The organism is Lichenibacterium minor, assembly GCF_004137685.1.
GTDB lineage: Bacteria > Pseudomonadota > Alphaproteobacteria > Rhizobiales > Beijerinckiaceae > Lichenihabitans > Lichenihabitans minor.
Genome location: NZ_QYBB01000014.1, coordinates 118,524 through 127,675 on the forward strand (window position 1 = coordinate 118,524; position 9,152 = coordinate 127,675).

Consider the following 9,152-nt stretch of genomic DNA (forward strand, 5'->3'; position numbering starts at 1 on the left):
GCGTTGCTGTGTTCTCGTTCCAGATGGCCGATGCTCCTTCGCCGGGATCTCTTGAAATGGGCCGCCACGGGGCTCGGCGCCGGCCTGGCACCGGCCGCCGCGGCCGAGTCCCCCCCGGCGCCGGCCGGAGCTCCCGTGGGGGCACCCCAGGGCTCGACCCCTCCGGTCCCCGCCTTCGACCTGTCGGCCGTGGTCGACAAGGCCCGCGCCCTCGCCAAGAAGGGCTACGAGGCGCCGTCCGCGTCGCTGCCCGGCGCCTTCTCGAACCTCACCTACGACCAATACGTGTCGATGCGCCCCAAGGCCGGCACCGCGCTCTGGGCCGCCGACAACGTCGGCTTCGCGATCGAGCCGCTGCACCGCGGCTTCCTGTTCTCCGCCCCGATGGCGATCAACGTGGTCGAGGGCGGGGCCGTCCGCCGGCTGGCCTATGCGGCGAGCCAGTTCGACTTCGGCAAGGTGCAGCCCCCGGCCGACGTCGGCGACATCGGGTTCTCGGGCTTCCGCGTGCTCCACGCCCGGGGCGCCCGGGGCCTCGTCGATTCGGCGATCTTCCAGGGCGCGTCCTTCTTCCGCGCGCTGGCCAACGGGCAGAACTTCGGCGTCACGGCCCGCGCCCTGATGATCCGGACCGCCGACCCCAAGGGCGAGGAGTTCCCCGCCATCCGGGAAGTGTGGATCGAGAAGCCGGCGCTCGCGACGGACGCCCTGGTGATCAGCGCGCTGGTCGACTCGGAAAGCATGACGGGCGCCTTCCGCTTCACGCTGCGGCCGGGCGAGATCACCATCATCGACACGGAATGCACGCTGTTCTCGCGCAGCCCGGCCGATTTCTACGGCCTCGGCGGCATGACGGGCATGTTCCTGTTCGGCCCGACGAGCCGTCATTCCGCCGACGACGTGAGGCTCGGCGCCTACGACGTGTCGGGGCTGCAGGTGCTGAACGGCAACGGCGAATGGCTGTGGCGGCCGGTGTCGAACCCTTCGACGCTCCAGGTGTCGGTCTTCGTCGACGCCAACCCCAAGGGCTTTGGCCTGCTGCAGCGCCAGCGCGACTTTTCCATGCTGCAGGACGACGAGCAGCATTGGGAACTGCGCCCCTCGCTGTGGATCGAGCCCATCACCGATTGGGGCGAGGGCAGCGTCGAGCTCGTCGAGATCCCGACCGATTCCGAGAATAACGACAACATCATCTGCTTCTGGCGCCCGAAGGCGGTGCTCGACCCGTCGGGCGAGGCGTCCTTCTCCTACCGCCAGTTCTGGTGCTGGACCCCGCCGGACCGGCCGCCGCTCGCCACCGTCACGGATACGCGCGTCGGCCGCATCGGCACGACCAAGCGCCGGCGCTTCATCGTCGAGTTCGCCGGCGACGCCTTCGCTGACCCGGTGGCGAGCCACGACGTGAGGCCGATGCTGACGGCGTCGGCGGGCGCGGTCGGATCCCTCAAGACCTTCGTGTCGCGCGAGCGGAAGACCTTTCGCGTGCTCTTCGACATGGACTTCGGCGGCGACGCGCTGTCGGAGCTCCGCCTCGTGCTGGAGAACGGCGGAAAGCCGGTGAGCGAGACATGGCTGTACCGATGGACGGCGTGACCGTGGAGCCTCGCGGGCGGGACGCGGCGATGCCCGGCGAGTCCCGCCCGGTGATCGACCTCGACTCGATCCTCGCCGTGCCGGCCATGCCGGAGGAAAGCCCGATCGGCATGCCGACGCAGTCCCTGCGCCGGTTCGACCGCGCGTCGCGGCGGGGCTGGGCCAACGCCGCCCACCGCTCCGTGCCGTGGCTGGCGCGCGCGATCGTGTTCGGCGGCGGCGCGGCGCTGCTCGGCTTCGGCGTCGAGGAGATGTGGCGCGTCGTCGACGTCGGCGAGGTGACGCTGCTGAAGTGGATCCTGCTGGCCCTCTTCGTCGCGAACTTTTCCTGGATCGCGCTGTCCTTCGCGAGCGCGGTCGTGGGCTTCGCCTGGCTGGTGTTCTTCGCCCCCAAGCGCCCCGCCATGCCGGCGGCGTTGACGGCGAAGACCGCGGTGGTGATGCCGATCTACAACGAGGCGCCGAGCCGGATCTTCGGCGCCCTGCAGGCCATGGCGGAGGACGTCGCCGCGACGGGGCTCGGCGACCACTTCGACTATTTCTTCCTGTCAGACACGACCGACCCCGACATGTGGGTCGCGGAAGAGCGGGCGCTGGTGGCCCTGCGGGACCGCCTGCGCGGCAAGGCCCGGGTGTTCTACCGCCACAGGTCGAAGAACACGAACCGCAAGGCCGGCAACATCGCCGATTTCGTCACCCGGTGGGGCGGCGCCTATCCGCACATGCTGGTGCTCGACGCCGACAGCCTGATGACGGCCCATTCCCTGGTCAACCTCGCCGCCGCCATGGAGGCCGACCCGGACGCCGGCATCGTCCAGACGCTGCCGCTGATCATCAACCGCAACACCTTGTTCGCCCGCCTGCAGCAGTTCGCCGCCCGCATCCACGGCCCGGTCATCGCGGCCGGGCTCGCCGTGTGGTCCGGGCGCGACGGCAATTATTGGGGCCACAACGCCATCATCCGCACGCGGGCCTTCGCGGACCATTGCGGGTTGCCCCACCTCAAGGGCAAGCCGCCGCTCGGCGGCCACATCCTCAGCCACGACTTCGTGGAAGCGGCGCTGATCCGGCGCGCCGGCTGGGCCGTCTACATGCTTCCGGTGCTGGGCGGCTCCTTCGAGGAAAGCCCGCCCTCGCTCATCGACCTCGCGGCGCGCGACCGGCGCTGGTGCCAGGGCAACCTGCAGCACATCCGGGTGATGGGTGCGCGGGGCTTCCACCTCGCGTCGCGGCAGCACTTCGCCACCGGCATCATGGGCTACCTCGCGTCCCCGCTGTGGATGGCGCAGCTGCTCGTCGGCATCGTGCTGGTGCTGCAGTCGGCCTACATCCGGCCCGAATATTTCACCCAGGACTTCTCGCTCTTCCCCGCCTGGCCGCGGTTCGACGCGCAGCGCGCGCTGGACCTGTTCGGCATCACCATGGCGGTGCTGCTGGCGCCCAAGGGCTTCGGGCTGCTGATCGCGCTCGGCCAGCGCGACACGCGGCGGGGCAGCGGCGGCGCGCTCGGCCTCATCCTGTCGACGGTGGTCGAGATCGTCATGTCGTCGCTGCTCGCGCCGATCATGATGCTGATCCAGTCGGGTTCGGTGATGCAGATCCTGCTCGGCCGCGATACCGGCTGGAACCCGCAGCGCCGCGACGACGGCTCGATCCCGCTCGGCGACATCGTGCGGCGGCACCGGTCCCACGTCATCCTGGGCTTCATCACCCTGGTGGCGGGCTTCCTGATCTCGCCCTCGCTGGTGGCGTGGATGTCGCCGACGATCGCGGGCCTGATCCTGGCGATCCCGCTGTCCTGGGCCAGCGGCCAGCGCTCGATCGGGCTGTTCCTGAAGCGCATCGGCCTGCTGCGCACGCCGGAAGAGACGACGCCCCCCGAGATCGCGGTGCGGGCCAACGTGCTGGCACGCGAGCTCGCGCTGGCCGGCTACGACCTCACGGACGGCATCTCGGCCCTCCACGCCAGCCGCGAGCTGCGCCTTCTGCACGAGGCCTACCTGCCGGCCTCGGCCCCCAAGGCGCGCGGCGCCATCGACCAGGACGCCGTGATGGCGCGGGCCAAGCTGTCCGAGGCCGAAACCGTGGAGGAAGCCGAATCCTGGCTGAACCGCAAGGAGCGGACCGCGGTGCTGAACGACCGCGACCTTATCGACCGCGTGGCGCGCCTGCCGAGCGCCGACATGCGGGCGGCAGCCGCGGCAGAATAACGCGGGTCGCGATCAGCCGCCGGTCCTGATCGCGCCGAGGCGCGCTCGAAAACGCGCGCCGCAGGCGCGGCTGCGCGCGGCCCCGGCCCCGTCCGGCTCGTGCGTCCTCAGCCCTTCTTCGGCAGGAAGCGCCGGACCAGCGCCGGGATCGTCGTGTCGACGAAGCTCGACCGCTCCGCCATGCGGAGCCCGAAGGCGGCGAGCCGGGGGACCATCGCGATCGCGCGCTCGCCTTCCGGCGTCGCGGCGAGGAAGTCGAGGTGGCAGGCGAGCGCGATGTCGGCGAGCGTCATCGCGTCGCCGGTGAGATGCGGCTTGTCGCCGAGCACGCCCGCCAGCACGCCGAGCGCCCGGGCGACGCGCTTCTCCGCCCGCGCGCAGGCCTCCTCGTCGGGATCCACCTTCAGGATGCGCGGCGCGATGATGCGGTTGAAGCCCAGCACGGCGCCGGCGTCTGCGAAAAGGTAGCTGTCGATCGTGTTCAACACCTGGTCCATGCGCGCCGCGGCCTCGAGGCCGCGCGGCGTCAGGGCCGGCTCGGGGAAGGCGCGGTCGACGTGCCGCAGGATCGCCTGGGTCTCGTAGACGACGAACCCGTCCTGCTCGAAGGCCGGCACGCGGCCGAACGGATGGAGGGCGCGATATTCGGGCGTCCGCAGGGCATCGAGCTTGAGCGGCACGAAGCGATAGCCCTGCCCCTTCTCCTCCAGCGCCACGAGCGCGCTCCTGACGAACGGGCTGCCGATCATGCCGTGCACGCTGATGTCGCCCATGACGGTCCCTTCCCATCGGGGCGGCCCTGCCGCGGGCCGCCTCTCGACTTCCACGCCGAAGATCCTTTGAATGGGGCTCCGCAGCAAGACGGAAACGAGGGGGAGGGGCGCATGCCCGAGAGTTTGGCCGCGGCTTCGCGCGCCGTCGGCGACGCCCTGGCGCGCCGCGCCGCCAACCATGTGCCGCTGTCGCCCGTGTCCTTCCTCAACCGCGCCGCTTTGGCGCATCCGGACCGCATCGCGACTGTCTACGGCGGCGTGAAGCGAAGCTGGTCGGAGGTCCGCCACCGCTGCCGGCGCCTCGCGTCGGCGCTGCGGGGGCTCGGGCTGGAGGCCGGCGACACCGTGGCGGTGATGGCCGCCAACACGCCCGAGCTCTTCGAGGCGCATTTCGGGGTGCCGCTCTGCGGCGGCGTGCTCAACGCCATCAACACGCGCCTCGACGCCGATACGGTCCGCTACATCCTGGAGCACGGCGGCGGCAAGGTGCTCATCTGCGACACGGAGTTCGCCGGCACGGTGCGGGCCGCGCTGGCCGGCATGGCCACCCCGCCGATCGTGGTCGACATCCGCGATCCCGCGGCGCCCGGGGAAGCCCTGGGCGCCGTCGATTACGAGGCGCTGCTCGCCGGGGGCGACCCCGACTTCGCCGGCGGCGGACCGGCCGACGAGTGGGACGCCATCGCGCTCAACTACACGTCCGGCACCACGGGCAGGCCCAAGGGCGCCGTCTACCACCACCGGGGGGCCTACCTGACGGCCGTCGGCAACGTGCTGGAATGGGACATGGGGCGGGCGCCCGTCTACCTGTGGACCCTGCCGATGTTCCACTGCAACGGATGGTGCTTCCCGTGGACCGTCGCCGCCAAGGCCGGGACCAGCGTGTGCCTGCGGCGGGTCACCGGCCCCGCCGTGCTCGACGCCATCGCCGAGGACGGCGTCGACCATTTCTGCGGGGCGCCGATCGTTCTGAAGATGGTGGCCGACGCGGCGACGACGCCCCTGCCCCGCCGCGTCAAGGCCATGACGGCCGGCGCGCCGCCGCCCGCGGCCGTGCTGGCCGCCATGGAAGCGCGGGGCTTCGACGTCACGCACGTCTACGGCCTCACCGAAACCTACGGCCCGGCGGTCGCCTGCGACTGGCGCGAGGGCTGGGACGCGCTCCCCGCCGAGGACCGCGCCGCCAAGCGGGCGCGCCAGGGCATCGCCTACACGCTCTGCGAGGAGGTGATCGTCGGCGACCCCGCCACCTGCGAGCCCGTGCCCGACGACGGCGCCACCCTGGGCGAGGTGCTGTTTCGCGGCAACCTGGTGATGAAGGGCTACCACGCCGACCCGGCCGCCACGGAAGCGGCCTTCGCGGGCGGCTGGTTCCACTCGGGCGACCTCGCGGTGCGGCACCCGGACGGCCACATCCAGATCCGCGACCGGCTGAAGGACATCATCATCTCGGGCGGCGAGAACATCTCCTCCATCGAGATCGAGGACGCCATCCACCACGTCCCGGGCGTCGCCGCCGTCGCGGTGGTGGGCGCGCCCGACGAGCGGTGGGGCGAGGTGCCGGTCGCCTATGTCGAGCTCGGCGCGGGCGGCGCACCGCCGAGCGCGGAAGACATCGTGGCCTTCTGCCGAACGCGGCTCGCGGGCTTCAAGATACCGAAGCGCGTGGTCTTCACCACCCTGCCCCGCACCTCGACGGGCAAGGTCCAGAAACGCCTGCTGCGCGACCGCGACGACGGAGCGAAGCCATGACCCACGCCCGCACGGATCTCCTGCTGCGCGCCGACCGCGGCGGCGTTGCCACGCTGACGCTGAACCGTCCGGAGCGGTTCAACGCCCTGTCGGACGCGCTGCTGGCGGCTTTGGGGGAGGAGTTCGGCCGGCTGGCGGCGGAGGAGGATGTCCGCTGCGTCGTGCTCGGGGCTTCTGGCCGCGCATTCTCGGCCGGGCATGACCTGCGGGAGATGCGGGCCCACGAGGACGAAGCGCGGCACCGGGCCCTGTTCGAGCGATGTTCCGCCGTCATGCGGGCGATCCGGGGCTGTCCCGTGCCGGTGATCGCCGCCGTGCAGGGGATCGCGACGGCGGCGGGCTGCCAGCTCGTCGCGGCCTGCGACCTCGCGGTGGCGGCCGAGTCGGCGCGCTTCGCCGTGTCGGGAATCGACGTCGGGCTGTTCTGCTCGACGCCGGCCGTGGCGCTCACCCGCGCCGTGCCCGTGAAGGCCGCCTTCGACCTTCTGATGACGGGGCGCTTCATCGACGCGCCCGAAGCGCTGCGCCTCGGGCTCGTCAACCGCGTCGTGCCGGAGGAAGCGCTGGACCGGGCCGCCGCCGACTATGCGGCCGTCATCGCGGCGAAGAGCCCCGCGGCGGTGCGGCTCGGCAAGAGGCTCGTCTACGAGCAGCAAGCGATGGGGCTCGCGGAGGCCTACCGCCACGCCGGCGACGCCATGGCGCGCAACATGGCGGAGCCTGACGCCGTAGCCGGGATCGACGCCTTCCTGGCGCGGTCCGGATCGAGACAGGGACTGCGATGAGCGACGCGCCGATGCGCTTTCCCGCGCCTGCCCTCGACGACCTGCCCGAGGACATCCGCACGCGGCTGGTGGTCGTACAGGAGAAATCGGGCTTCGTGCCGAATGTATTCCTGTTGCTGGCGCGGCGGCCGGACGAGTTCCGCGCCTTCTTGACCTACCACGACCTGCTGATGGACCGGCCGGGCCCGCTGACCAAGGCAGAGCGCGAGATGATCGTGGTCGTGACCAGCGCCGCCAACCGCTGCCTCTACTGCGTGGTGGCGCATGGCGCGATCCTGCGCATCCGCGCCAAGGACCCGCTCGTGGCCGACAGGATCGCGGTGGACCACCGCAAGGCGGGGCTGACCGAGCGACAGGTCGCCATGCTGGACTTCGCGCTCAAGGTCGCCGGCGAGGCGCATGCGGTCGCCGAGGCCGACTACGAGGCGCTGGAGCGGCACGGCTTCACCCGCGAGGACGGGTGGGACATCGCCGCCATCGCGGGCTTCTTCGCCATGTCCAACCGATTGGCGGGCGCGGCGGACCTCAGGCCCAACGACGAACTCTACCGGCTCGGCCGCGACCCGCCCCGACCCTCGTGAACGCCGCTCCCCATGGGCTGGGAGGAGGACGACCTCCGTGTCAGGCCGCCGCCCGCTCCCGCCGCGCCGCCTGCAGGCGACGGAAATCGTCGCCGGCGTGGTGCGACGAACGCGTCAGGGGCGAGGCCGACACGACGAGGAACCCCTTCGCCACCGCCACGGTCTCGTAGGCCTTGAAGGCGTCCGGGGTGACGAAGCTCTTCACCGGATGGTGCTTCTTCGTCGGCTGCAGGTACTGGCCGATCGTGAGGAAATCGATCTCGGCCGACCGCATGTCGTCCATCACCTGCAGCACCTCCGTGCGCTCCTCGCCCAGCCCCACCATGATGCCCGACTTGGTGAAGATGGAGGCGTCGAGGTCCTTCACCCGCTGCAGCAGACGAAGGGAATGGAAGTAGCGCGCGCCGGGCCGGACCGAGAGATACAGCGACGGCACCGTTTCGAGGTTGTGGTTGAACACGTCGGGCCGCGCCTCGACGACCACCTCCAGCGCGCCGGGCTTGCGCAGGAAGTCGGGCGTCAGGACCTCGATCGTGGTGCCGGGGGCGAGCCGCCGGATCGCCCCGATGGTGCGGGCGAAATGCGCGGCGCCGCCGTCGGCGAGGTCGTCGCGGTCGACGGAGGTGACGACGACGTGGTGCAGGCCGAGCTTGGCCACCGCCTCGCCGATGTGGTCGGGCTCGGCGGCGTCGAGCGCGCCCGGCAGGCCGGTGCGGACGTTGCAGAACGCGCAGGCGCGGGTGCAGGTGTCGCCCATGATCATGAAGGTGGCGTGCTTCTTGGTCCAGCACTCGCCGATGTTGGGGCAGCCCGCCTCCTCGCAGACCGTGACGAGCCCGTGCTCCTTCACGATGCCGTGGGTTTCGGCGTAGCCCGCGGAGCCCGGCGCCTTGACGCGGATCCAGTCGGGCTTCTTCAGCACCGGCTGGTCGGGCCGGTGCGCCTTCTCGGGATGCCGCGGGGCCGTGTCGGGACGCGGCACGGCCGGCACCGCCTTGGCGCGGGGGTCGCTGTTCAGCAGGTCGAGCACCAGCATGGGGAAAATCTCCTGCCCCTGATCTAAGCGACGGCGCGCGCCACCACCACCACGATCACGGCTCCGATCGTCGCGGTGACGATGTCGGCGACCAGCGGATCGTGGAACGGCAGCACGACGCCGAGCGCCCGCAGCACGAAAGCGCCCACGACGGCGCCGACCAGCCCCGTCACGAGGTCGCGCCACAGCCCGCCGCCGCCGACGACCAGGCTGGCGAGCCAGCCCGCCACCAGGCCGATGAGCAGGACGGCGACGATGTTCGTGGTGTGGAGAGAGTCGAGGAGCATCGGATCCGAGGGGTTGATCGTCGCTGCGCCCGGCGAGCGCGCCCTCCTCCCTCGCGGGAAAACGTATGGCCCGCCCCGTCGGCAAGTGGTTTCTCGGGTTCAGCTTGATCTGTCTGCACAAACGTATCCGGCCTT

The 9,152-nt window shown here is 71.3% G+C and carries 8 protein-coding genes; 5 read left to right on the forward strand and 3 right to left on the reverse strand.

Going from position 1 to position 9,152, the window contains the following annotated elements:
- Positions 1-135: 135 nt before the first annotated feature.
- Together D3273_RS14000 and mdoH are read left to right on the forward strand one after the other, a co-directional pair.
- Entirely contained in the window at positions 136-1,593 is a 1,458-nt protein-coding gene (locus D3273_RS14000; RefSeq protein ID WP_245501158.1) for an OpgD/OpgG family glucan biosynthesis protein, read from the forward strand.
- A 29-nt stretch (positions 1,594-1,622) separates the two neighbouring features.
- Entirely contained in the window at positions 1,623-3,803 is a 2,181-nt protein-coding gene (gene mdoH / locus D3273_RS14005) for a glucans biosynthesis glucosyltransferase MdoH (RefSeq protein WP_245501160.1), read from the forward strand.
- Positions 3,804-3,910: 107 nt separating this feature from the next.
- On the opposite strand, the gene D3273_RS14010 is transcribed toward mdoH, so the two are convergent.
- Positions 3,911-4,576, reverse strand: coding sequence for a glutathione S-transferase family protein (locus D3273_RS14010; protein WP_165359491.1), 666 nt, complete (start codon positions 4,574-4,576; stop codon positions 3,911-3,913).
- Positions 4,577-4,687: 111 nt separating this feature from the next.
- Between D3273_RS14010 and D3273_RS14015 the strand changes: the two genes are divergently transcribed.
- The 3 genes from D3273_RS14015 to D3273_RS14025 are packed head-to-tail and all read left to right on the forward strand — an operon-like array spanning position 4,688 to position 7,694.
- Positions 4,688-6,328, forward strand: coding sequence for an AMP-binding protein (locus D3273_RS14015; RefSeq protein WP_129227504.1), 1,641 nt, complete (start codon positions 4,688-4,690; stop codon positions 6,326-6,328).
- The gene (locus tag D3273_RS14020; RefSeq protein WP_129227505.1) at positions 6,325-7,113 is read left to right on the forward strand and encodes an enoyl-CoA hydratase; all 789 of its coding nucleotides are present in this window, start codon (positions 6,325-6,327) and stop codon (positions 7,111-7,113) included. The genes D3273_RS14015 and D3273_RS14020 overlap by 4 nt, the downstream gene beginning before the upstream one ends.
- Positions 7,110-7,694: a peroxidase-related enzyme gene (locus tag D3273_RS14025; RefSeq protein ID WP_129227506.1), complete on the forward strand. Its 585-nt coding sequence runs from the start codon at positions 7,110-7,112 to the stop codon at positions 7,692-7,694. Before D3273_RS14020 ends, D3273_RS14025 begins: the two co-directional genes overlap by 4 nt.
- Positions 7,695-7,734: 40 nt before the next feature.
- Here D3273_RS14025 and lipA read toward each other — a convergent pair whose 3' ends face one another.
- Positions 7,735-8,730 (reverse strand): lipoyl synthase, encoded by a 996-nt coding sequence (lipA, locus tag D3273_RS14030; protein ID WP_129227507.1) that lies wholly within the window; start codon positions 8,728-8,730, stop codon positions 7,735-7,737.
- A 23-nt stretch (positions 8,731-8,753) separates the two neighbouring features.
- The gene (locus D3273_RS14035) at positions 8,754-9,017 is read right to left on the reverse strand and encodes a GlsB/YeaQ/YmgE family stress response membrane protein (protein WP_129227508.1); all 264 of its coding nucleotides are present in this window, start codon (positions 9,015-9,017) and stop codon (positions 8,754-8,756) included.
- Positions 9,018-9,152 lie beyond the last annotated feature (135 nt).